The organism is Pseudomonas sp. A (genome assembly GCF_056270345.1).
This window is the reverse complement of record NZ_CM149873.1, coordinates 633,961-655,420: the sequence shown is the minus strand read 5'-3', so window position 1 is coordinate 655,420 and position 21,460 is coordinate 633,961. Positions and strand designations below refer to the sequence as shown.

The window sequence follows — 21,460 nt, the reverse complement described above, 5'->3', positions numbered from 1 at the left end:
GTCTGGACAGCACTCAGATGGTCAGCGTCCAGTCGTAGTCCACGATCAGCGGCGCATGCTGGGAGAAGCGCGGCTGGCGCGGCAGACGGGCGTTGCGCACGAAGCGGCGCAGGCCTGGGGTGAGGATCTGGTAGTCGAACCGGTAACCCAGGTTGAGCATCTCGGCCTGCTCGTTGTCCGGCCACCAGCTGTACTGGTCGCCTTCACGGCTGACTTCGCGCAGGGCGTCGACATAGCCCATGTCGCCGACGATGGCGTCCATCCAGGCGCGTTCCGGCGGCAGGAAGCCGACCGACTGCTGGCTGTCGCGCCAGTTCTTGATGTCGAGCTTCTGCTGCGCCACGTAGAACGAGCCGCAGTAGATGTATTCGCGACGCTTGCGACGCTGCTTGTCCAGGTACTTGGCGAAGTCGTCCATCAACTTGAACTTCTGGTTCAAGTCTTCGTCGCCGTTCATGCCCGAAGGCAGCAGCAGGCTGGCAATACTGACTTTGTCGAAATCTGCTTGCAGATAACGCCCGTAGCGGTCGGCTGTCTCGAAGCCCAGGCCGGTGATGACTGCCTTGGGCTGCATGCGCGAGTACAGTGCCACGCCACCTTGGGTGGGCACCTCCGCGTCGCAGGCGTAAAGGAAATAGCCATCGAGCTGGAAAGCTGGGTCGTCGAGTTCAAAGGCCGAGGCGCGGGTATCCTGAAGGCAGATGACGTCGGCATTCTGGGCTTGCAGCCAGCTGAGCAATCCACGCTCGGCCGCAGCCTGAATGCCATTTACGTTCACACTGATGATCCGCATAAATGGCCCCAAAAATCTCGTGCGTGTATGATACCCGAGCTCAACACATTTAGCTAAATCCGTGGTGTCCGGGACCTTTCATGCAGCCGTATCAGCGCGACTTCATCCGTTTTGCCATCGATCGCGGCGTTCTGCGCTTCGGTGAGTTCACTCTGAAATCGGGGCGTACCAGCCCGTACTTCTTCAATGCCGGCCTGTTCAACACAGGTTCCGCGCTGGCCCAGCTGGGGCGTTGCTACGCGGCGGCCATCGTCGACAGCAAGATCCCCTTCGACGTGCTGTTCGGCCCGGCCTACAAGGGCATTCCCCTGGCGGCGGCCACTGCCGTGGCCCTGGCCGAACAGCACCAGCTCGACGTGCCGTGGTGCTTCAACCGCAAAGAGGCCAAGGATCACGGCGAGGGCGGCAGCCTGGTCGGCGCCCCGCTGGCCGGTGACGTGCTGATCATCGACGACGTGATCACTGCCGGTACCGCCATCCGCGAGGTCATGCAGATCATCAACGCCCAGCAGGCCAAGGCCGCTGGCGTGCTGATCGCGCTGAACCGCGAAGAGCGTGGCAATGGCGAGCTGTCGGCGATCCAGGAAGTGGAACGCGACTTCGGTATCCCGGTGGTCAGCATCGTTTCGCTGACCCAGGTGCTGGAGTTCCTGGCTGACGATCCGCAGCTCAAGCAGCACCTGCCGGCTGTAGAGGCGTATCGGGCGCAGTACGGGATCTGATCCTGGCCTGGAAATGAAAAAGGCGACCTTCTTGTGAAGGTCGCCTTTTTTTTGTCGCCTGTTCCGGCCCTTTCGCGGGTGAACCCGCTCCCACAGGATCGCCACAGCCCTCAAAGGCGGTGCTATCCCTGTGGGAGCGGGTTTACCCGCGAAGAGGCCAGAACAGGCTAACCGATCACTCAGCGTGGCTTGCGGTTGGTGATCAGGGTGCCCACGCCGCTGTCGGTGAAGATCTCCAGCAGCACCGCATTCGGCACGCGACCGTCGATGATGTGCGAGCTGTTGACGCCGCCCTGGACGGCGTCCAGCGCGCATTTGATCTTAGGCAGCATGCCGCCGTAGATGGTGCCGTCGGCGATCAGCTCGTTGACCTGCTCGGTGGTCAGGCCGGTGAGGACCTCGCCCTGCTTGTCCATCAGGCCGGCGATGTTGGTCAGCAGCATCAGCTTCTCGGCTTTCAGTGCCTCGGCCACCTTGCCGGCCACCAGGTCGGCGTTGATGTTGTACGACTCGCCGTTGGCGCCCACGCCTATCGGAGCGATCACTGGAATGAAGTCGCCTTTGACCAGCATGTTCAGCAGGTCGGTGTTGACGCTCACGACCTCGCCGACATGGCCGATGTCGATGATTTCCGGGGTGGTCATCTCCGGGGTCTGACGGGTGACGGTCAGCTTCTTGGCGCGGATCAGCTCCGCGTCCTTGCCGGTCAGGCCGATGGCGCTGCCGCCGTGGCGGTTGATCAGGTTGACGATGTCCTTGTTCACCTGGCCGCCCAGGACCATTTCCACCACGTCCATGGTCGCCGCGTCGGTGACGCGCATGCCGTCGATGAAGTGGCTGTCGATCGACAGGCGCTTGAGCAGGTCGCCGATTTGCGGCCCGCCGCCGTGCACCACCACCGGGTTGATGCCCACGGCCTTCATCAGCACGATGTCACGGGCGAAGCCGGTCTTGAGCTCCTCGCTCTCCATCGCGTTGCCGCCGTACTTGATCACCAGGGTCTTGCCGACGAAGCGGCGGATGTAAGGCAGTGCTTCGGACAAAACCTCGGCTACATGGGAAGCGGCATCGCGATCGAGGGTCATGCAGGGCTCCAGGTAAGGAACGTATAGTCGTCAGAACGGCAGTTGCAGGCCGGGTTGGACCCGCAGCAACTGCGTGCGGAATACAGCCTTGATTCGGTCGAGCTCTGCCGCGCTGTCGGCCTCGAAGCGCAGCACCAGCACCGGCGTGGTGTTGGAGGCGCGGACCAGGCCCCAGCCGTGGGGATAGTCGACCCGCACACCGTCAATGGTGGTCAGGTTGGCTTCGCCCCAGTCGGCGTCGCGTTGCAGTGCATCAATGATGCTGAATTTACCCTCGTCGGTCACATCAATGTTGATTTCCGGCGTGGAAATATCATTGGGGAACGCGGCGAACAGGCTTTCGGCATCCTGCCCGGCCTTGCTGAGGATCTCCAGCAGGCGCGCGGCGCTGTAGATGCCGTCGTCGAAACCGTACCAGCGTTCCTTGATGAAGATGTGTCCGCTCATCTCGCCGGCCAGCAGCGAGCCGGTCTGCTTCATCTTCTTCTTGATCAGCGAGTGGCCGGTCTTCCACATCAGCGCACGGCCACCGTGCTGCTCGATCAGCGGGGTCAGGCGGCGGGTGCACTTGACGTCGAAGATGATCTCGGCGCCCGGGTTGCGCGACAGCACGTCCTGGGCGAACAGCATCAGCAGGCGGTCGGGGTAGACGATGCTACCGGTGTTGGTCACCACGCCGACGCGGTCGCCGTCGCCGTCGAAGGCCAGGCCGATGTCGGCACCGGTCTCTTTCACCTTGGCGATCAGGTCTTCCAGGTTCTCGGGCTTGCCCGGGTCCGGGTGATGGTTGGGGAAGTTGCCGTCGACCTCGCAGAACAGCGGGATGACGTCGCAGCCCAGGGCCTCGATCAGTTGCGGGGCGACCACGCCGGCGGCGCCGTTGCCGCAGTCGACCACCACCTTCAGGCGCTTGGCCAGCTTCACGTCGGCGGTGATCTGCTGGAAGTAGCGGTCGAGGATCTCGACTTTTTCCACACGGCCTTCGCCGCGGGTCAGGTCGTTGGTCTTCAGGCGCGTCAGCAGGGCCTGAATCTGCTCGTTGGCCAGGGTGTCGCCGGCGATGACGATCTTGAAACCGTTGTAGTCCGACGGGTTGTGACTGCCGGTGAGCATCACCCCCGACTTGCCGGCCAGCACGTTGGCGGCGTAGTACAGCGCCGGAGTGGGTACCAGGCCGACATCGCTGACCTGGCAACCGGCGTCGGCCAGGCCCTTGATCAGTTGCTCGACCAGCATCGGGCCGGACAGGCGGCCATCACGGCCGACCGAAATCTGTGGCTCGCCCTGGGCGAGGGTCTGGGCGCCGATGGCGCGACCGATCCAGTAGGCGGTCTCGGCATGCAGGGTCTTGCCGACCACACCACGGATGTCATAGGCGCGGAAGATGCTGTCGGGCAGTGCGGGGACCAGCTGGGCCATGTCGTTCATCTCTGGGGACTCCATAAGTCAAAGGCTTCTGGGCAAGCGCAAACTGAACGCTTGGACGGCGGTTTCGCCAGAGAGTTCGCCATCCATGGCCCGAGCGGTCTGCTGTCGGCTCAGCGGGTGCCGGAGTGCCCGAAGCCGCCGGCACCGCGCTGGGTCTCGTCGAACTGCTCGACGATGTCGAAGTGCGCCTGCACCACCGGCACCAGGATCAGCTGGGCGATGCGCTCGCCGACGGTGATGGTGAACGGCGTATTGCCGCGGTTCCAGCAGGAGACCATCAGCTCGCCCTGGTAGTCCGAGTCGATCAGGCCGACCAGGTTGCCCAGCACGATGCCGTGCTTATGGCCCAGGCCCGAGCGCGGCAGGATCATGGCCGCCAGGCCCGGGTCGCCGATGTACACCGACAGGCCGGTGGGAATCAGCAGGGTCTGGCCCGGCTCGAGGACGGTGTCCTCCTTGAGCAGGGCGCGCAGGTCCAGGCCGGCGGAGCCGGGGGTGGCGTACTGCGGAAGGGGGAATTCGGTGCCCAGGCGTGGGTCGAGGATCTTGGCTTGAAGAGCGTGCATGTAACTTATTGAACCTGGTTGAGCCGTTCGGCGATGAAGGCAACCAGCTGGCGGGCGATCTTGCCCTTGCTGGTCTGCGCGAAGAGGGTCTGGTGCTGCTGGCGGTCGATCACGGTCAGGGCGTTCTCCTCGCTGTTGAAGCCGATGCTGGGGTTGGCCACATCATTGGCGACGATCAGGTCGAGGTTCTTGTCCTTGAGTTTGCGCGTGGCGTAGTCGAGCAGGTGCTCGGTCTCGGCGGCGAAGCCCACGCTGAACGGGCGATCAGGCCGACCGGCAATGGTCGCAAGGATATCGGGATTGCGCACCATCTGCAGCAGCATGCCGTCGCCTGTGGTGGGATCCTTCTTGAGCTTCTGTGGGGCGACGACTTCCGGGCGGTAGTCTGCGACCGCGGCCGAGGCGATGAACAGGTCGCAGGGCATGGCCGCCTCGCAGGCCGCGAGCATGTCCCGCGCGCTGACCACGTCGATGCGGTTGACCCGGTCGGGCGTCTGCAGGTGCACCGGGCCGGTGACGAGGGTCACCCGGGCCCCCGCTTCGGCGGCGGCCTCGGCCAGGGCGAAGCCCATTTTCCCTGAGCTATGGTTGGTGATGTAGCGCACCGGGTCGATGTTCTCTTGCGTCGGACCGGCGGTGATCAGCACGTGCTTGCCGGTCAGGGCCTGGCGCTTGAAGCTCTCGGCGGCGCACCAGGCCAGGTCCGTGGCTTCGAGCATGCGGCCCAGGCCGACGTCGCCACAGGCCTGGCTGCCGGATGCCGGGCCGAATACCTGGATGCCGCGACTTTTGAGCAGCTCGAGGTTGGCCTGGGTGGCCGGGTCGCGCCACATGGCCTGGTTCATCGCCGGGGCGACGGCCACGGTGGCGTCGGTGGCCAGCACCAGGGTGGTCAGCAGGTCGTCGGCCATGCCTTGGGCCATGCGCGCCATCAGGTCGGCGGTGGCCGGGGCGATCAGCACCAGGTCGGCCCACTTGGCCAGCTCGATATGGCCCATGGCCGCTTCGGCGGCGGGGTCGAGCAGGTCCATGTGCACCGGGTGGCCGGACAGCGCCTGCAGCGTGAGCGGGGTGATGAACTCGGCGCCACCACGGGTCATGACCACGCGCACCTGCGCGCCGTGTTCCAGGAGTCGGCGAATCAGCTCGGCGCTCTTGTAGGCGGCGATGCCGCCACCGACGCCGAGAACGATGCGCTTGCGATACAACCGCTGCATAGGCCTTGCCTTATTCCAGTGAAAGCGGGTGGCGACGACAGCTGCCTGCGGCAGATCGTCGCATTTTCGAAGCGAACTAGATTAACACAGCGCCCAAAAGGGCCGTAGTGGCAGGCGAGGAGGGGAAATGAACATCAGGGAGTGGCCGGCTGAGGAGCGGCCGAGGGAAAAGCTGTTGCAGCGCGGGGCGTCGATCCTTTCGGACGCGGAATTGCTGGCCGTGCTACTGGGCTCGGGGGTTGCCGGACGCAATGTGCTTGATCTCGCCCGTGGCTTGCTGGCGAAGTTCGGTGGGCTCCGGCAGTTTCTCGAGGCGGACCGGACCAAGGTGCTGCGCGAGCCAGGCCTGGGGCCGGTGCGGTATGCGCAGTTGCAGGCATTGCTGGAGATCGGCAGGCGCTATCTGGACGAACACATCGAGCGTGCCTCGGTCCTGGAGAGCCCGGCCTCGGTGAGGCGTTATCTCAAGTCCATGCTGCGGCACGAGTCCAGCGAGGTGTTCGGCTGCCTGTTCCTGGATACCAAGCATCGACCGTTGGCGTTCGAAATACTGTTCCGCGGCACCATCGACCGCGCGAGCATCTACCCACGCGAGGTCGTGCGCCGGTCATTGCTGCACAACGCGGCGGCCCTGATCCTCTGCCATAACCATCCGTCGGGCAATTGCGAGCCGAGCCAGGATGACGTGCATCTGACGCTGATGCTCAAGCGCTCGCTGGCGCTGATCGATGTGCGGGTGATGGACCATGTCATCGTCGGTGATGGCGAGCCGCTGTCGATGCTCGAGCATGGGTGGTTGGCGGGTTAGTCGTGGGCAAGCTGCACCGGCCTCTTCGCGGGTAAACCCGCTCCCACAGGATTTGCGCGTAACCTGTGGGAGCGGGTTTACCCGCGAAAAGGCCTCAACGGCTGACGGAAACCTTGCTGAAGTCCTGCCGCCCGAACGGGCTCACCTGATAACCCTCGACCCCTTTGTGCAGCAGCGCCGCCGCCGTCGGATGTGCCAGAGGCAGCCACAGCGCCTGCTGCTGGATCAGCGTCTGCGCCTGCTGGTACAGGCGACTGCGCACGCTCTGGTCGTTGGTGGTGCGTCCGGCATTGATCAGTTGGTCCAGGCGGCTGTCGCAGAAGCGCGCGAAGTTGGTCCCGGACTTGACCGCCGCGCAGGCAAACTGCGGGCTGAGGAAGTTGTCCGGGTCGCCATTATCACCGGCCCAGCCCATGAACAGCAGGTCGTGCTCGCCGGCCTTGGCGCGGCGGATCAACTCGCCCCATTCGATGGTGCGGATCTCGGCCTTGATACCGACCTTGGCCAGGTCCGCCTGGAGCATCTGCGCGCCGAGGCTGGGGTTGGGGTTGAGCAGGCTGCCCGCCGGGCGGGTCCAGATCGTGGTCTCGAAGCCCTTGGCCAGGCCAGCCTTGGCCAGCAGCGCCTTGGCCTTCTTCTGGTCCAGGACGTAGCCGGGCAAGTCCTTGGCGTAGCTCCAGGTGTTCGGCGGATAAGGGCCGTTGGCGGCGGTGGCGGTGTCTTCGAACACCGCCTTCAGGTAGGCGGCCTTGTCGAAGGCCAGGTTGATCGCCTGGCGCACCTCGGGCTTGTCCAGCGGCGGATGCTGGCTGTTGATGGCGACGAAGGCAGTCATGAACGCTGGCGTGGTGACCACCTTGAGGTTGCCGTCCTTGCCGGCTTCGGCGATGTCCAGCGGCTTGGGCGACAGGGCCACCTGGCACTCACCGCGCTTGAGCTTCTGCAGGCGTACGTTGGCGTCCGGGGTGATGGCGTAGATCAGCGGGTCGACGGACGGTTTGCCGGCGAAGTAGTCGGGGTTGGCGCGGTAGCGCACCACGGCGTCCTTCTGGAAGCGCTGGAAGACGAACGGCCCGGTACCCACCGGCTGGCTGTTGAGCTTGTCCGGGGTGCCGGCCTTGAGCAGCTTGTCGGCGTACTCGGCGGAGTAGATCGAGGCGAAGCCCATGCTCAGGGTGGCCAGGAAGGTAGCGTCGGCATGGGTCAGGGTGAAGCGCACGGTGTGCGGATCGGGGGCGTCGATCGCCTTGATCAGGCTGGCCAGCTGCAGCGACTGGGCATGCGGGTAGCCGCCCGGGGCGGTCTTGTGCCAGGCGTGGGCGGGGTAGAGCATGCGCTGGAAGCTGAACAGCACATCGTCGGCGTCCAGCTCGCGGCTCGGCTTGAAGTACGCCGTGGTGTGGAACTGCACGCCCTGGCGCAGCTTGAAGTCGTAGATCAGGCCGTCGGGCGATACCGACCAGCCTTCGGCCAGGCTCGGCACCACCTTGCCGAGGCCGGCGTCGAACTCGACCAGGCGGTTCATCAGTACATCAGCCGAAGCATTGGTGGTGGTCAGCGAGTTGTACTGCACCACGTCGAAGCCCTCCGGGCTGGCTTCGGTGCACACCGACAGTGGTGCGGCCTGGGCCAGACCGGCGGCGCACAGGGCAGTGAAAAACAAGGAAAGGGCGGCGGCACGCATGGTGACTCCTTGGCTGGTCGGTGGCCCATCTGCCGGTGCAGTCTGGAAATGGCCCTACCCTAGTGTGCGCTACAAGAAATGACCACCCTCTTTTTCAGGTGCTTGGCGACGAGCGGTCGACAGTGTGGCGGGCGAGTCGTTATGCTGCTCCCCCGCAATTTGCAGCAGGTGGATGCTCACTTTCTGTTGTTGCGGCGTAGTCTTTCTGGTATAAAGCAGCGCTCTTTTCTAGGGGCTCGGCCTGTCGCATCAGCGAATCCGGTCGATAAGACCTCCAGAATCACGGCGCCTGGCGCCAAAGACTGAGAGATTAAGCGGCCAACCCATGCCGGGTTGGGCATGTGGTTTTAGAGGGCTGAGTCATGTCGAGAGTCTGTCAAGTTACTGGTAAGGGTCCAGTAACCGGGAACAACATTTCCCACGCAAACAACAAAACCCGTCGTCGTTTCCTGCCGAACCTGCAGCACCACCGTTTCTGGGTTGAGTCCGAGAAGCGTTTCGTGCGTCTGCGCGTATCCGCCAAAGGCATGCGTATCATCGACAAGCGCGGCATCGATGCCGTTCTGGTCGACATCCGCCGTGCTGGCGCCAAGGTTTAAGGGAGAACATCATGCGTGAATTGATCCGTCTGGTATCGAGTGCTGGCACTGGCCACTTCTACACCACCGACAAGAACAAGCGCACCACTCCGGACAAGATCGAGATCAAGAAATATGATCCGGTCGTCCGCAAGCACGTGGTCTACAAGGAAGCCAAGATCAAGTAATTGATCGGCAACCTGAAAAAACCCGCTACCGAAAGGTGGCGGGTTTTTTTATGCCTGCAGGAACATCGTGTCCAGCTTCTTCGCGGGTAAACCCGCTCCCACAGGGGGCGCGCCGAACCTGTGGGAGCGGGTTTACCCGCGAAGAAGCGGGCGCTTATTTCTGCTCGAACAGCACATAGATCTTGCGGCACGGCTCCAGCACTTCCCAGGTGCCCTTGAAGCCGGCCGGGATGACGAAGCGATCACCGGCACGCAGGGTCTTGGCGTTGCCTTCCTGGTCACGCAGCACCGACACGCCCTGGACGATCTCGCAGTACTCGTGCTCGGTGTAGCTCACCGTCCACTGGCCCACCTCGCCCTCCCAGACGCCGGCGGCGAACTGACCGCAAGGGCTGGAGTAGTGGTTGTAGACGGCCTGGTCAGGCTCGCCCTTGAGGATTTTCTCCGCCGCGGGGCGGTAGCGTTCGGCCTCGGTGAGAACCTGGGCGAAGTCGACAATACTGGCGATGCTCATGGTGGTTACCCTGTTGTTGTTTAATAAAATGCACATCAGTAGGCTTTTAGGCTATTCGTGTCAAATATATTGATAGTTTCACCGCCCTGGTTTAGGGTGTTGGATGCCGGTGTGCGTTTGTCACCCGGCCAGAATTTCTGACAGCGCCCGTGAGTCCTCAGTGCGGCGTTGCACCTTAACAAGAGAGGAGTTTCCTATGACCACCCTGACTCGTGCGGACTGGGAACAGCGTGCCCAGCAACTGAAGATCGAAGGCCGCGCCTTCATCAACGGCGAATACACCGATGCCGCATCCGGTGAAACCTTCGACTGCCTGAGCCCGGTGGACGGACGCTTCCTGGCCAAGGTCGCCAGCTGCGACCTGGCCGATGCCAACCGCGCCGTCGACAACGCCCGCGCCGTGTTCGAATCCGGCGTCTGGTCGCGCCTGGCTCCGGCCAAGCGCAAGGCCAAGCTGATCCGCTTCGCCGACCTGCTGCGCAAGCACGTCGAGGAACTGGCCCTGCTCGAAACCCTCGACATGGGCAAGCCGATCGGTGACTCCTCCTCCATCGACATTCCGGGTGCAGCCCAGGCCATCCACTGGACTGCCGAAGCCATCGACAAAGTCTACGACGAAGTCGCCCCGACCCCGCACGATCAGCTGGGCCTGGTGACCCGCGAGCCAGTAGGCGTGGTCGGTGCCATCGTACCGTGGAACTTCCCGCTGCTGATGGCCTGCTGGAAGCTGGGCCCGGCCCTGGCCACCGGTAACTCCATCGTCCTGAAACCGTCGGAAAAGTCGCCGCTGACCGCCATTCGCATCGCCCAGTTGGCCATCGAGGCCGGTATCCCGGCGGGCGTGCTGAACGTGCTGCCAGGCTACGGCCACACCGTGGGCAAGGCCCTGGCCCTGCACATGGATGTCGACACCCTGGTGTTCACCGGCTCCACCAAGATCGCCAAGCAGTTGATGGTCTACGCGGGCGAGTCGAACATGAAGCGCGTCTGGCTGGAAGCCGGCGGCAAGAGCCCGAACATCGTCTTCGCCGACGCCCCTGACCTGCAGGCCGCCGCCGAGGCCGCCGCCAGCGCCATCGCCTTCAACCAGGGCGAGGTCTGCACCGCGGGTTCGCGCCTGCTGGTCGAGCGCTCGATCAAGGACAAGTTCCTGCCCATGGTGGTCGAGGCCCTCAAGGCCTGGAAGCCTGGCAACCCGCTGGATCCGGCGACCACCGTCGGTGCGCTGGTCGACACCCAGCAGATGAACACCGTGCTGTCGTACATCGACGCCGGTCACCAGGACGGCGCCAAGCTGCTGGCCGGTGGCAAGCGTATCCTCGAAGAGACTGGTGGCACCTATGTCGAGCCGACCATCTTCGACGGCGTGACCAACGCCATGAAGATCGCCAAGGAAGAGATCTTCGGCCCGGTGCTGTCGGTGATCACCTTCGACACCGCCGAGGAAGCCATCGCCATCGCCAACGACACGCCGTATGGCCTGGCCGCCGGCATCTGGACCGCGGACATCTCCAAGGCCCACAAGACTGCCCGCGCCGTGCGCGCCGGCAGCGTCTGGGTCAACCAGTACGACGGCGGCGACATGACTGCGCCGTTCGGTGGCTTCAAGCAGTCGGGCAACGGCCGTGACAAGTCGCTGCATGCGCTGGATAAGTACACCGAGCTGAAGGCGACCTGGATCAAGCTGTAATCAGGTAGCGTCTTTTCGCGGGGCAAGCCCGCTCCCACGTCAGTCGTGGGAGCGGGCTTGCCCCGCGATGCTTTTTGCCAGATTTTTTCCGGAGGCCGCTATGCGTTGGGGAACCTACTTTGCCGTCCTGGCGTCGGTGCTCAGTGTCGGGCTCGCGCTCGGTGTGAGCATGCCGCTGGTGTCCCTGCGCCTGGAGGGTTGGGGCTACGGCGGGTTCGCCATCGGCGTGATGGCGGCGATGCCGGCGCTTGGCGTGCTGGTCGGCGCTGCCATTGCCAGCCGTCTGGCCGGCTGGATCGGCGTCCCGGCCGCCATGCGCCTGTGCCTGTGGGGCGGGGCACTGTCCATCGGCTTGGTGGCGCTGTTGCCCAGCTACCCGCTGTGGCTGTTGCTGCGGCTGATGATCGGCATGTCGCTGACCGTGGTGTTCATCCTCGGCGAAAGCTGGATCAACCAGTTGGTGGTCGAGCAGTGGCGTGGCCGATTGGTTGCCCTGTACGGTAGCAGCTATGCCCTGAGCCAGCTGGCCGGGCCGCTGGTGCTGGGCTTTCTCGGTTCGGACGACGACTTTGGTTTCTGGGCGGCGACCGGGCTGTTGCTGGTTGCGCCGTTGATCCTGTTGGGCCGAGGTGGGGCACCGAGTACCGAGGCCTGTAGCGTTACTTTCCGCGACCTGTTCGGGTTCTGTCGGCGCTTGCCAGTGATCGCATGGGCCATTGCGCTGTTCGCGGCGTTCGAAGCGATGATCCTCACCCTGCTGCCGGTGTATTGCCTGCAACAGGGGTTCACCACGGAGGTGGCGCTGTTCATGGTCAGTACCGTGGTGGTGGGCGATGCGGTACTGCAATTGCCGATTGGCGCGCTGGCCGACCGTATGTCGCGACGCACGCTGTTCAGTGGTTGCGCGCTGACCTTGCTGGTTTCCAGCCTGGCGATTCCGTTGCTGTTGCACACACCGGTGATCTGGCCGCTGTGGGTGCTGTTCGGTGCCAGTGCGGGTGGCTTGTTCACCTTGTCGCTGGTACTGATCGGCGAGCGCTACCGGGACGATGAACTGGTGCGGGCCAATGCCCATGTGGCGCAGCTGTGGGGCATCGGTTGCCTGCTTGGGCCGCTGCTGGCCGGGGCGGGGAGCCAGTGGATCAGCGGGCATGCGCTGCCGTTGCTGATGGCGGTGGGGGCGGCGGGGTTGGTGGTGCTGACCCGGCGGCGGAATGCCTTCGAGCCGGCGTCGGCCTGAGCCATCCTGGGGCTGCTGCGCAGCCCATCGCGGCACAAGGCCGCTCCTACAGAAGATCGCGGTCCCCTGTAGGAGCGGCCTTGTGCCGCGAAAGGGGCGCAAAGCGCCCCCGGAAATCCCAGCTACAACATCTTCTCCAGCCCGACCGCCTTGCTGATCCAGGCATTGAAGCGTCGCCATATCCCCCCCGGCTCGGTCAGCAGCATATGCCGCTGGCCATTGTCCTCGGTCGCCCAGGCCAGTTTCCCGTCCACCAGCTTCACCTCGTAGCTCAGCGCCGGCGCCATGCCCTGCACGGCCAGGTCGCGGGTGTATTCGGCCAGCTCCGGGCTGTCCACCAGCACCCCGACCTCGGTATTCCACAGCACCGAGCGCGGGTCGAAGTTGAACGAACCGATGAAGGTCTTGCGCCGGTCGAACACCATGGCCTTGCTGTGCAGGCTCGAATCGGAGCTGCCATGCAAGCCCAGGCGTGGCCGAGGGGCGCCGGGCTGGCGACGCAGCTCGTACAGTTGCACGCCATGCTCGAGCAGGGCACGGCGGTAGGGCGCGTAGCCACCGTGCACGGCCGGTACGTCGGTGGCTTCGAGGGCGTTGGTCAGCAGCTTGACCGAGGTGCCGGCGTCGGCGCGGCTGGTCAGGTACAGCAGCCCCGGTTCGCCGGGCACGAAATAGGCGGACACCAGGATCAGTTCCTTGTGCACACCGTTCAGTTCCGGGGCCAACTGCCGACTCATCAGCAATCGTGGATCCGGCTCGTCGTCCGCAAGCACCTTGCTTGGCGCATCCCACAACGCCTGGCTGTGGGCCCAGATCAGTTCGTTGCGCCATACGTCCAGGCGCGGCTGCGTCTGATAGGCCATCAGGCGGTCGTACAGCGCCTTGCGCTTGACCCGCGCCTCGGCCAGCGACACCTCCAGGCGCTGGCGACTGGCGAACAGGTCATCGGCATCGGGCTGGCGCCAGAGGAAATCGCCGATGGGGCGGCTCAGGGCGCTGTTCCAGTACTGGTCGAAACTGTGGCCGAGCTGCTCGGCCACCGGGCCCACGCCCAGCAGGTCGATGTCGGTGAAGTTGAGGTTGGGCTCGGCATCGAAGTACTCGTCGCCCAGGTTGCGACCACCGACGATGGCCATGCTGTTGTCCACCAGGAACAGCTTGTTGTGCATGCGCCGGTGCTGGCGCGACAGGTTGAACAGCCTCCCCACGGCGCGGGTGACGCCGGTGCTGCGCCCCAGGTGCAGCGGGTTGAACACGCGGATGTGGATGTTCGGGTGGGCGGCGAGGGTGCCCATCAGGCTGTCCAGGCCATCGCTGGTGGTGTCGTCGAGCAGGATGCGCACGCGTACGCCGCGGTCGGCGGCGCGCAGCAGTTCGTGGACCAGGGCGCGGGTACTGAGGCCGTCGTGGACGATGTAGTACTGCAGGTCGATGCTTGTCCGGGCGTTGCGGATCAGCTCGGCGCGGGCGCGGAACGCCTCGTTGCTGTTGGGCAGCAGACGGAAGCCCGAGCGCCCCTCGTAAGGCGCGGCCTGGCGCTGCACCGAGCGACCGAACGCCGAGTCGGCTGCCGGTAATGCCTGGCTGACTTCACGCGGTGTACCGACGCTGGCGCAGCCAAACAGGCCGAGCGCCAGCAGCAGAGGCAGGGCTCGCTGGAGTCTCAAGGGTGGATCGTCCTGTGCAGCAAGGGCTTATTGGGTTGGGCCGTGGAAGGCGGCGCAAAGTTACCCGCCGCCGTGCTCGGCCTCCAGTAGACGAAGGGCGGTTTCACCGACCTTGCGCACGGCGGCTTCGATCTGCGCCGTGGGCCGGGCGGCGAAGTTCATGCGCAGGCAGTTGCGGTACTTGCCCGAGGCCGAGAAGATGCTGCCCACGGCAATCTGCACGCCTTGCTCCAGTAAAGCGCGGTTCAGGCGCAGCGTATCGAAACTTTCCGGCAATTCAACCCACAGCATGAAGCCCCCTTGGGGCCTGCTGGCGCGGGTGCCCGGCGGGAAGTAGCGGGTCACCCAGTCGCACATCTGGTCGCGGCCGCGCTGGTACTGGCTGCGCATACGGCGCAGGTGCGGCTGGTAGTGGCCTTCGGCGATGAAGTCGGCGATTGCCAGCTGTGGCTGGCAGGCGGTGCTGCCGGTGCTGATGTACTTCATGTGCAGCACCCGCTCCAGGTAGCGCCCCGGGGCTACCCAGCCGACCCGCAGGCCCGGGGCCAGGGTCTTGGAGAATGAACTGCAGAGCAGCACGCGGCCATCGTCGTCGAACGACTTGATGGTGCGCGGACGTGGATAGGTGTAGGCCAGGTCGCCATACACATCGTCTTCGAGGATCGCCACATCGTAGCGCTGGGCGAGGGTCAGCAGGGCCTTCTTGCGCGCCTCGGGCATGATGTAGCCCATCGGGTTGTTGCAGCTGGGGGTGATCTGGATGAGCTTGATCGGCCACTGTTCCAGGGCCAGCTCCAGGGCCTCCAGGCTGATGCCGGTGATCGGGTCGGTGGGGATCTCCAGGGCTTTCATGCCCAGGCCCTTCAGCGTCTGCATGGCGCCGTGGAAGCTGGGCGAATCGACCGCGACGATGTCGCCGGGCTGGCACACCGCGCGAATGCTGCACGACAGCGCTTCGTGGCAGCCGGTGGTTACCACCAGGTCGGCTGGGCCCAGGCGGCAGCCGGAGTCGAGCATCAGTCGGGCGATCTGCTCGCGCAGCTGGGCGTTGCCGTGGATGTTGTCGTAGTACAGGCCAGGCATGTCCATGCGCCGGCTGATCTGCGCCAGGCTGCGCAGCAGCGGTTTGAGGGTGGGGCTGTCGACGTCGGGCATGCCGCGACCGAGCTGGATCACATCCGGGCGCGGGGTGGCGCGGACCAGCTCCAGCACCTGTTCCCACTGGGAGATATCCACAGGCCGCTGGGCCGGGCGACTGATGTCGGGCAGGGCCGGGAGCTGGCGATCCTCGGCGACGAAATAGCCGGACTTGGGCCGTGGCGATACCAGGCCGTTGTCCTCCAGCAGGCGATAGGCCTGCTGTACGGTGCTCAGGCTGACGCCGTGCTCGACGCTCAGGGCGCGCACCGAGGGCAGGCGCTGGCCGGGGCGGTAGAGGCCTTGCTCGATACGCGAGCCGAGCAGTTCGGCGAGGTTGAGGTAGAGCGTCACGGCATACTCCTGGGCGTTTTGCGGGTCGATGACCGATACAGATGGCTGGAAAATACTTCATTCAGCCGACTTTTCGCCAATTCTGTATGGGGATAATAAGTCATTGTTGGGTCTGTATTGTCGAAGGTGCGAGCGCGCATGCTTTCTCCACGGTATCAACTGATGGGAGAACGCAGTGATGGGTGGCTTGAGCGATGTGCGCTTGCAACTGTTGCCTGGTGAACTCGAGGCTGGTCAGCGGCCCAAGGTCTTCAATGCGCCGGCTGGCTTGAGTCGTTGGGGCCTGATGCTGCATCGCTGGCGGACCCGCAGGGCGCTGCTGCAGCTGGATGATCGGCAGTTGCGCGATATCGGGCTGACTTGGGAACAGGCGCGACAGGAAGGGCGCAAGCCTTTCTGGAAGGATTGAGCCGATCTCCTGTAGGAGCGGCCTTGTGCCGCGAAAGGGCTGCACAGCAGCCCCGGCAATCTTCAGTCTGATTCGAGACCCTGGGGCCGCGCTGCGGCCCTTTCGCGGCACAAGGCCGCTCCTACAGGGGCGTGCTGAATTCGACTCAAACCAGTTCTTTGAGCCGGTACCAAAGCATCCCCAGCGCCAGCAGCGGCGAGCGCAGCAGCTTGCCGCCGGGGAAGGTGGTGTGCGGCACCTTGGCGAACAGGTCGAAACGACCACCCTGCTGGCCGCTGATGGCCTCGCCGAGCAGGCGCCCGGCCAGGTGGGTGGCGTTGACCCCATGGCCGGAATAGGCCTGGGCGTAGTAGACGTTGGGCTGGCTGGCCAGGCGGCCGATCTGTGGCAGGCGGTTGGCGCCGATGCCGATCATGCCGCCCCACTGGTAGTCGATGCGCACATCGGCCAGTTGCGGGAACACCTGGAGCATCTTCGGTCGCATGTAGGCGGCGATGTCCTGCGGATCCCGGCCCGAGTAGTGGCAGGCGCCGCCGAACAGCAATCGGTGGTCGGCGGACAGCCGGTAGTAGTCCAGCGCCACGCGCTGGTCGCACACCGCCATGTTCTGCGGCAGCAACTGGCGGGCGCGCTCTTCGCCCAGGGGCTCGGTGGCGATGATGTAGCTGCCGGCGGGCAGCACCTTGCCGCCCAGCTCGCGGTTGAGGTCGTTGTGGTAGGCGTTGCAGCACAGCACCAGGGTCTTGGCGCGCACCCGGCCCTGGGCGGTGTGCACCTTCACCTCGGAGCCGTACTCGATGCGGGTTACTTCAGACTGCTCGTACAGGCCAACGCCCAGGCGGCTGGCCACGGCGGCTTCGCCGAGTGCCAGGTTGAGCGGGTGCAGGTGGCCCGAACCCATGTCGACCAGGCCACCGACATAGCGGTCGGAGCCCACCACCGAGTGCATGTCGCCGGGCTGCACCAGGCGCAGTTCGTGGCGATAGCCCAGACTGCGCAGTTCCTCGGCGTCCTCGGCGAAGCCTTGCAGTTCGGCGGGTTTGTTGGCCAGGTCGCAGTAGCCCCAGGTCAGGTCGCAGTCGATGCCATGGCGCTCGACGCGGTCGCGGACGATCTCCACGGCCTCCAGGCCCATGAGCTTCAGGCTGCGAACACCGTCTTCACCGAGCACCGGGAGAAACTGCTCCAGGCCGTGGCCGACGCCGCGGATAAGCTGGCCGCCGTTGCGGCCGCTGGCGCCCCAGCCGAGCTTGCGGGCTTCCAGAAGGATCACCGAGAAACCGCGCTCGGCCAGTTCGATGGCGGTGTTCAGGCCCGAGTAGCCGCCGCCGACGATGCATACGTCGGCGCTGTGCTCGCCTTGCAGGAACGGATGGTCTGGGTGTGGCGCGCTGCTGGCGGCGTAGTAAGAGGCGGCGTGCTGCGCGCTGTGGACCATGGGTCGATTCCTGGATTGAGACGAAAGGGGGAGGATAGGCAACTGCCCAATCGCGGGGCAAGTCGCATCGGCGCACCGCCGCTCCCACGCTTACGTACTGGCGTGGGAGCGGGGTTGCCCCGCGATTGGGCTTATAATTCAACCTCATTCATCGCACTGTCCTCGGTCATGTCCTGCAACCGCCACAAGATCCACTTCCTGCGCGAACTCATTCCCTCGTTCGAGTGCGAGCCCGGCTGCCACGATTGCTGCGGCCCGGTCACCACGTCCGCCGAGGAGATGGCCCGCCTGCCGCGCAAGACCCAGGCCGAGCAAGACGCCGCCCTGGAGCGCCTGGACTGCGTGCACCTGGGCCCGAACGGCTGCACGGTCTACGAAGAGCGTCCGATGATCTGCCGCCTGTTCGGCACCACCCCGCGCCTGGCCTGCCCCCGTGGCCGAGGGCCGGCGCAACCCATCGAGCCTGAGGCCGAGCAACTGGTCCACCAGTTCATCGCCACGACCCGTCAGGTGCTGGTCTGAGGCCTTGGCTCTGTACGAAATGTATCTGCACTCGCCCATACTGCGTTGAAACGGGGCTCGGAATGCTCATGTACTCCAGTACAGTCGGGCGCGACCCCGGCCGTTCCTCCCCCCGTTTCGCCTTGTCTGGCCTTCGCGCAGACACATTTCGTACAGACCCTAGTCCGGGATCGGCAGGCACAGGCTCTCTTTCACTTCTTCCATCACGATGTAGCTCTTCGACTCGCGCACATGGGGCAGCTTGAGCAGGATGTCGCCGAGCAGCTTGCGGTACGAGGCCATCTCCGAGATCCGCGCCTTCACCAGGTAGTCGAAGTCGCCCGACACCAGGTGGCATTCCAGCACATGGGGCAGCTTGAGCACGGCGCGGCGGAATTCCTCGAAGGTGTCGCCGGACTTGTAGTCCAGGCTGATCTCGACGAACACCAGCAGGCTGCCCTTCAGGTGCTGCGGATTGAGTCGGGCGTTGTAGCCCATGATGATCCCCTCGCGCTCCAGGCGCCGTACGCGCTCGGTGCAGGGGGTGGTGGACAGCCCGACCTTCTCGCCCAGTTCGGTGAAGGAAATACGCCCGTCATTCTGCAGGATCCGCAGGATGTTGCGGTCGATCTTGTCCAGTTCACGTTTGCTCTGGTGCTGGGTTCTCATAGGGGATGCCCCTCCGTGAAAGGCGATTTTGCCGAGAATTCTCGCCAAATATAGCTGCTTATATAGTGAATAGCACTGGCTTGAGATTCATATACTGCGCGCATCCATGCCATTTCAACAAAAGACTGCGGCGAGCCGCGTGCGAGGGATACAACAATGCGAGTTCTGGTACTTGGTAGCGGTGTGATCGGTACCGCCAGTGCCTACTATCTGGCCCGGCAAGGTTTCGAGGTCACGGTGGTCGATCGCCAGCCGGCGGTGGCCATGGAAACCAGCTTCGCCAACGCAGGCCAGATCTCGCCCGGCTATGCCTCGCCCTGGGCCGCCCCGGGCGTGCCGCTCAAGGCCATCAAGTGGCTGCTGGAGCGTCACGCGCCCCTGGCCATCAAGCTGACCGGCGACGTCGACCAGTACCTGTGGATGGCGCAGATGCTGCGCAACTGCACCGCCAGCCGCTACGCGGTGAACAAGGAGCGCATGGTGCGCCTGTCCGAGTACAGCCGCGACTGCCTCGACGAGCTGCGCGCCGAAACCGGCATTGCCTACGAAAACCGCAGCCTGGGCACTACCCAGCTGTTCCGCACCCAGGCCCAGGTCGACGCCGCGGCCAAGGACATCGCCGTGCTGGAGCAATCCGGCGTGCCATACGAGCTGCTCGACCGCGATGGCATTGCCCGCGTCGAACCGGCCCTGGCCGGGGTGAAGGACATCCTCGCCGGTGCCCTGCGCCTGCCCAACGACCAGACCGGCGACTGCCAGCTGTTCACCACCAAGCTCGCCGAGATGGCCATCAAGCTGGGCGTCGAGTTCCGCTTCGGCCAGGACATCCAGCGCCTGGACGTCGCCGGCGACCGCATCAACGGCGTGTGGATCGACGGCAAGCTGGAAACCGCCGACCGCTACGTGCTGGCCCTGGGCAGCTACTCGCCGCAGCTGCTCAAGCCGCTGGGCATCAAGGCCCCGGTCTACCCGCTCAAGGGTTACTCACTGACCGTGCCGATCACCAACGGCGACATGGCGCCGACCTCGACCATCCTGGACGAGACCTACAAGGTCGCCATCACCCGTTTCGACGACCGCATCCGTGTCGGCGGCATGGCCGAGATCGCCGGTTTTGACCTGTCGCTGAACCCGCGTCGGCGCGAAACACTGGAGATGATCGTCAACGACCTTTATCCTCGCGGCGGCGACCTGAGCCAGGCGAGCTTCTGGACCGGCCTGCGCCCGGCCACCCCGGACGGCACCCCGATCGTCGGGGCGACCAAGTTCCGTAACCTGTTCCTCAACACCGGTCACGGCACCCTGGGCTGGACCATGGCCTGCGGTTCCGGTCGCCTGCTGGCAGACCTGATCGCGCGCAAGAAGCCGCAGATCAGTGCCGAAGGCCTGGACATCTCGCGTTATGGCAACAGCCGCGAGATCGCCAAGCATGGCCAGCCGGCGCCTGCGCACCAGTAAGCGGGCGTCTGCGCCGGCCCTTTCGCGGGTAAACCCGCTCCCACAGGTTTGTGCTGCCCCCTGTGGGAGCGGGTTTACCCGCGAAGAAGTTCACACCGATTGACCTGTTCCCTCACCCCGGCGCGGTGGGTACCTACCCCCATCTGCCGCGTCGGGGCTTTATCGAAAACCAGAACTGCCAGAAGGCTGCCGCCATGCGTCCCGCCCGTGCCCTGATCGACCTCCAAGCCCTCCGTCACAACTACCGTCTGGCCCGTGAGCTGACTGGCGCCAAGGCCCTGGCCGTGGTCAAGGCCGACGCCTATGGCCATGGCGCGGTGCGTTGCGCCCTGGCGCTCGAGCCCGAGGCCGACGGTTTTGCCGTGGCCTGCATCGAGGAAGCCCTGGAGCTGCGCGCGGCGGGCATCAAGGCACCGGTGCTGCTGCTTGAAGGGTTCTTCGAGGCCAGCGAGCTGGCGCTGATCGCCGAGCATGACCTGTGGTGCGTGGTGCATTCGCTGTGGCAGCTGGAAGCGCTCGAGCAGACCTCGGTGCGCAAGCCGCTGACCATCTGGCTGAAGATGGACACCGGCATGCACCGCGTCGGCGTGCACCCCAAGGATTACCACGACGCCTACCAGCGCCTCCTGGCCAGCGGCAAGGTGTCGCGCATCGTGCTGATGAGCCACTTCGCCCGCGCCGACGAACTCGATGCCGCCGCCACCGAGCAGCAGGTCGCCGTGTTCGAGGCCGCACGCCAGGGCCTGGCTGCCGAGTGCAGCCTGCGCAACTCACCGGCCGTGCTGGGCTGGCCGAGCATCAAGAGCGACTGGGTGCGCCCGGGCATCATGCTCTACGGCGCCACGCCGTTCGAGGTGGCGCAGGCCGAAGCGGCCCGCCTGCAACCGGTGATGACCCTGCAATCGCGGATCATCAGCGTGCGCGAGCTGCCGGCCGGCGAACCGGTGGGCTACGGCGCCAAGTTCCTCAGCCCGCGCCCGACCCGCGTGGGCGTGGTCGCCATGGGCTATGCCGACGGCTACCCACGCCAGGCGCCCACCGGCACCCCGGTGGTGGTGGCCGGCAAGCGCACCCAGCTGATCGGCCGGGTGTCGATGGACATGCTCTGCGTCGACCTCACCGAGGTGCCCGAGGCCACCATCGGCAGCCCGGTGGAGCTGTGGGGCAAGCAAGTCCTGGCCAGCGACGTGGCGATGCAGGCCGGGACCATTCCGTACCAGATCTTCTGCAATCTCAAGCGCGTGCCACTGGACTATATCGGCGAATAAGGCGCTGAAGCGGACAGGCTGCGGGGCTGTGTGTTGTAAATACTGA

General features: G+C 65.0%; 20 protein-coding genes and 1 pseudogene. 10 read left to right on the top strand and 11 right to left on the bottom strand.

Going from position 1 to position 21,460, the window contains the following annotated elements:
- Positions 1 to 13: 13 nt before the first annotated feature.
- A complete protein-coding gene (locus AC0MAZ_RS02900; RefSeq protein WP_203649402.1) occupies positions 14 to 793 on the bottom strand; it encodes an exodeoxyribonuclease III in 780 nt (259 codons plus the stop codon).
- Between the two features lie 80 nt (positions 794 to 873).
- Here AC0MAZ_RS02900 and pyrE point away from each other — a divergent pair, with 80 nt between their 5' ends.
- A complete protein-coding gene (gene pyrE / locus AC0MAZ_RS02895) occupies positions 874 to 1,515 on the top strand; it encodes an orotate phosphoribosyltransferase (protein WP_011536401.1) in 642 nt (213 codons plus the stop codon).
- A 179-nt stretch (positions 1,516 to 1,694) separates the two neighbouring features.
- Here the strand turns inward: pyrE and argB are convergent, their stop codons facing one another.
- The 4 genes and pseudogenes from argB to coaBC form a co-directional block, all read right to left on the bottom strand.
- A complete protein-coding gene (gene argB / locus AC0MAZ_RS02890) occupies positions 1,695 to 2,600 on the bottom strand; it encodes an acetylglutamate kinase (protein WP_028689938.1) in 906 nt (301 codons plus the stop codon).
- Positions 2,601 to 2,630: 30 nt separating this feature from the next.
- Positions 2,631 to 4,004 (bottom strand): annotated as a pseudogene (locus AC0MAZ_RS02885) (phosphomannomutase/phosphoglucomutase); the annotation flags it as partial.
- A gap of 134 nt (positions 4,005 to 4,138) precedes the next feature.
- Positions 4,139 to 4,594, bottom strand: coding sequence for a dUTP diphosphatase (gene dut, locus AC0MAZ_RS02880; RefSeq protein WP_050707525.1), 456 nt, complete (start codon positions 4,592 to 4,594; stop codon positions 4,139 to 4,141).
- A 5-nt stretch (positions 4,595 to 4,599) separates the two neighbouring features.
- Positions 4,600 to 5,811 carry a bifunctional phosphopantothenoylcysteine decarboxylase/phosphopantothenate--cysteine ligase CoaBC gene (gene coaBC / locus AC0MAZ_RS02875; protein WP_203649404.1) on the bottom strand — a complete coding sequence of 404 codons (1,212 nt, stop codon included), beginning with the start codon at positions 5,809 to 5,811 and terminating at the stop codon, positions 4,600 to 4,602.
- A 127-nt stretch (positions 5,812 to 5,938) separates the two neighbouring features.
- On the opposite strand from coaBC, the gene radC reads away from it, so the two are divergent.
- Positions 5,939 to 6,619: a RadC family protein gene (gene radC / locus AC0MAZ_RS02870; protein WP_234562099.1), complete on the top strand. Its 681-nt coding sequence runs from the start codon at positions 5,939 to 5,941 to the stop codon at positions 6,617 to 6,619.
- Between the two features lie 94 nt (positions 6,620 to 6,713).
- On the opposite strand, the gene AC0MAZ_RS02865 is transcribed toward radC, so the two are convergent.
- Entirely contained in the window at positions 6,714 to 8,303 is a 1,590-nt protein-coding gene (locus AC0MAZ_RS02865; protein WP_475860110.1) for an ABC transporter substrate-binding protein, read from the bottom strand.
- 362 nt (positions 8,304 to 8,665) lie between these two features.
- Here AC0MAZ_RS02865 and rpmB point away from each other — a divergent pair, with 362 nt between their 5' ends.
- Positions 8,666 to 8,902 (top strand): 50S ribosomal protein L28, encoded by a 237-nt coding sequence (rpmB, locus tag AC0MAZ_RS02860; protein ID WP_023629974.1) that lies wholly within the window; start codon positions 8,666 to 8,668, stop codon positions 8,900 to 8,902.
- A gap of 11 nt (positions 8,903 to 8,913) precedes the next feature.
- Positions 8,914 to 9,069, top strand: coding sequence for a 50S ribosomal protein L33 (gene rpmG, locus AC0MAZ_RS02855; protein WP_003253507.1), 156 nt, complete (start codon positions 8,914 to 8,916; stop codon positions 9,067 to 9,069).
- 154 nt (positions 9,070 to 9,223) lie between these two features.
- Here the strand turns inward: rpmG and AC0MAZ_RS02850 are convergent, their stop codons facing one another.
- A complete protein-coding gene (locus AC0MAZ_RS02850) occupies positions 9,224 to 9,583 on the bottom strand; it encodes a cupin domain-containing protein (RefSeq protein ID WP_050707521.1) in 360 nt (119 codons plus the stop codon).
- A 196-nt stretch (positions 9,584 to 9,779) separates the two neighbouring features.
- Between AC0MAZ_RS02850 and AC0MAZ_RS02845 the strand changes: the two genes are divergently transcribed.
- On the top strand, positions 9,780 to 11,273 hold the full coding sequence (locus AC0MAZ_RS02845) for an aldehyde dehydrogenase (protein WP_203649416.1): 1,494 nt from the start codon (positions 9,780 to 9,782) through the stop codon (positions 11,271 to 11,273).
- A gap of 100 nt (positions 11,274 to 11,373) precedes the next feature.
- Positions 11,374 to 12,513, top strand: coding sequence for an MFS transporter (locus AC0MAZ_RS02840; protein WP_475860107.1), 1,140 nt, complete (start codon positions 11,374 to 11,376; stop codon positions 12,511 to 12,513).
- A 122-nt stretch (positions 12,514 to 12,635) separates the two neighbouring features.
- Here AC0MAZ_RS02840 and AC0MAZ_RS02835 read toward each other — a convergent pair whose 3' ends face one another.
- A complete protein-coding gene (locus tag AC0MAZ_RS02835; protein WP_475860105.1) occupies positions 12,636 to 14,180 on the bottom strand; it encodes a phospholipase D family protein in 1,545 nt (514 codons plus the stop codon).
- 60 nt (positions 14,181 to 14,240) lie between these two features.
- Positions 14,241 to 15,671, bottom strand: coding sequence for an aminotransferase-like domain-containing protein (locus AC0MAZ_RS02830; RefSeq protein WP_475860103.1), 1,431 nt, complete (start codon positions 15,669 to 15,671; stop codon positions 14,241 to 14,243).
- Positions 15,672 to 15,849: 178 nt separating this feature from the next.
- Here AC0MAZ_RS02830 and AC0MAZ_RS02825 point away from each other — a divergent pair, with 178 nt between their 5' ends.
- Positions 15,850 to 16,080, top strand: coding sequence for a DUF1127 domain-containing protein (locus AC0MAZ_RS02825; protein WP_186712306.1), 231 nt, complete (start codon positions 15,850 to 15,852; stop codon positions 16,078 to 16,080).
- Positions 16,081 to 16,225: 145 nt separating this feature from the next.
- Here the strand turns inward: AC0MAZ_RS02825 and AC0MAZ_RS02820 are convergent, their stop codons facing one another.
- Positions 16,226 to 17,518 (bottom strand): NAD(P)/FAD-dependent oxidoreductase, encoded by a 1,293-nt coding sequence (locus AC0MAZ_RS02820; RefSeq protein WP_475860101.1) that lies wholly within the window; start codon positions 17,516 to 17,518, stop codon positions 16,226 to 16,228.
- 168 nt (positions 17,519 to 17,686) lie between these two features.
- Here AC0MAZ_RS02820 and AC0MAZ_RS02815 point away from each other — a divergent pair, with 168 nt between their 5' ends.
- On the top strand, positions 17,687 to 18,040 hold the full coding sequence (locus tag AC0MAZ_RS02815; RefSeq protein ID WP_254464587.1) for a YkgJ family cysteine cluster protein: 354 nt from the start codon (positions 17,687 to 17,689) through the stop codon (positions 18,038 to 18,040).
- 159 nt (positions 18,041 to 18,199) lie between these two features.
- Here the strand turns inward: AC0MAZ_RS02815 and dadR are convergent, their stop codons facing one another.
- Positions 18,200 to 18,688 (bottom strand): transcriptional regulator DadR, encoded by a 489-nt coding sequence (gene dadR, locus AC0MAZ_RS02810; protein ID WP_003258963.1) that lies wholly within the window; start codon positions 18,686 to 18,688, stop codon positions 18,200 to 18,202.
- 156 nt (positions 18,689 to 18,844) lie between these two features.
- Between dadR and dadA the strand changes: the two genes are divergently transcribed.
- A complete protein-coding gene (dadA, locus tag AC0MAZ_RS02805; protein ID WP_186732204.1) occupies positions 18,845 to 20,146 on the top strand; it encodes a D-amino acid dehydrogenase in 1,302 nt (433 codons plus the stop codon).
- A gap of 194 nt (positions 20,147 to 20,340) precedes the next feature.
- Positions 20,341 to 21,414, top strand: a complete 1,074-nt coding sequence (gene alr / locus AC0MAZ_RS02800; protein ID WP_475860098.1) for an alanine racemase — start codon at positions 20,341 to 20,343, stop codon at positions 21,412 to 21,414.
- The last annotated feature ends 46 nt before the right edge of the window (positions 21,415 to 21,460 follow it).